Raw genomic sequence first — 1,609 nt, 5'->3', positions numbered from 1 at the left:
AGATGGGTATAAGGGACAGGTTTAAACCGTGGGGAAAATGGTGACCTGTTATGTCGGGAATTGTTCCGTCGGGCTCTACGTGTGCAGTTGGTTTTTGAAGAGTATCTACACTAACCTTAAAGCCACCGGACTTAATGCTCAACTTACCGTTTGCCAACATTGTCATCTGTACAGCTTCATCACATGCTGCAATAGCCTTGAGCATCGGTTCAGCTTTCGGTGTACAGTCAATGTTCAAAGGTACTGGACTACACAATGAAATAGTTCCGTTGAACCCGCGCACAGTACCATTAACAATACGGAAGTGAGTTAAACCTTCCTGAAGTTCTTTCTTAGCTACAGAACCCTGAACAAACTTTAAAGCATCAAGCAAATCCATAAGTAACCTTACTCGTCAAATAAATCCTGGAGGCGTTCGTTGAACTTCCCATTGTGGTTAGCAAGAATCATAGCGTTGACCACACCATACGCCCATAAATTGTATGCGGCGCGTGATTCGTATATCGTTGAAAGTCGTTCATATGTGAAACCTGACTCCTCTAAGTAGCGTAGAACGTTATTCTGTTCTATTTCTGAAAGATTACAGATGTGTTGCCCTTGATAGTGGCGTGACGGTGATTTTTCGGATACCTGCATTGGACCCCACTTAGGAGTTTCAATAGCACCAAACGCTGCAGATTGAATCCAGGAGGATGAGTCACAGGAGTACCACGGGTAACGCTCCATAAGTGGGCGGGACGTAATACCAAAACCATGAACTTTGATCTTAGCTCGTCCGCTACCGTCTACAAGGTGTTTATCCCATACCCTGTCCAACCATACCTGAAGTTGTTGTGTACTCGCTCCAACAAGACCACCGAGAGTGATATATTCATAATTTCGTACATAATGGTCCAGGTATTCAAAAGGTTCACCCGCGTGGAAGCATGGTAAAGGTCTTACACCTCTGGCTTCCATCTCTTCCTGGTTGCGCCACGTTTGAAGTGGATCCCCGATACCATCGAGTACAGAAGCCATAAGCGAACCATCTTCTACACGAATAATATCTATGTTTCGTTGGATGTAATCACAGTATTCTTTAACCGATAACGTAACTCCCAAAGTGTAAGCTGAGAACGCTCCGGAGTCGAGGAATATCTTGGCCCCATCGGCACGCATGGCATCAACATATGATTGCTTTCCAACGTAGTGCCATGATTCGAGAATGTTTGGAATATTCTCGACAACACGTTTTTCTTGTTCGTTGAGTTTAACATAGCGGTTCATTCCTGGTTTATAGCTGTTCGTATATACGGCAGCCATATAAATCTGAAAGGTATAGTCGATATCTTGTCTGTGCATTGTTCACCTAACAAATAAGCGCCCGTAGGCGCTTATTATATTAAAGATAATGTATGATTCGCAAATCAGTTACTTTTTACACGCTTCAAGAAATTCCCGACGCCATTCTTTACCAATATCGCTACCATGCTCCAGTTCTGTAGCTCCCCGGAACGCTTTGGTAATGGTTGAGCTGCCGCATACCTGTTTCAACCCGCGCGACCCCATACACCTACTGTCCCTTATCCACCACTCCCAGCCCACAAGCCTACGCCCAAACCCGTCTCCC

Annotated in this window: 2 protein-coding genes; both read right to left on the bottom strand. The window is 44.9% G+C overall.

What is annotated here, in order from left to right:
- On the bottom strand, positions 1 to 379 hold a 379-nt coding region (locus BM613_RS14475; RefSeq protein WP_219930723.1), incomplete at its 3' end, for a hypothetical protein.
- Positions 380 to 387: 8 nt separating this feature from the next.
- Entirely contained in the window at positions 388 to 1,341 is a 954-nt protein-coding gene (locus BM613_RS14470) for a hypothetical protein (protein WP_109431852.1), read from the bottom strand.
- Positions 1,342 to 1,609: the final 268 nt, after the last annotated feature.

This window comes from Sulfoacidibacillus thermotolerans (genome assembly GCF_003144315.1).
In the GTDB taxonomy this organism is placed as follows: domain Bacteria; phylum Bacillota; class Bacilli; order Alicyclobacillales; family SLC66; genus Sulfoacidibacillus; species Sulfoacidibacillus thermotolerans.
Note: the sequence above shows the minus strand (reverse complement) of the source record. Positions and strands in the feature narration are given on the sequence as shown.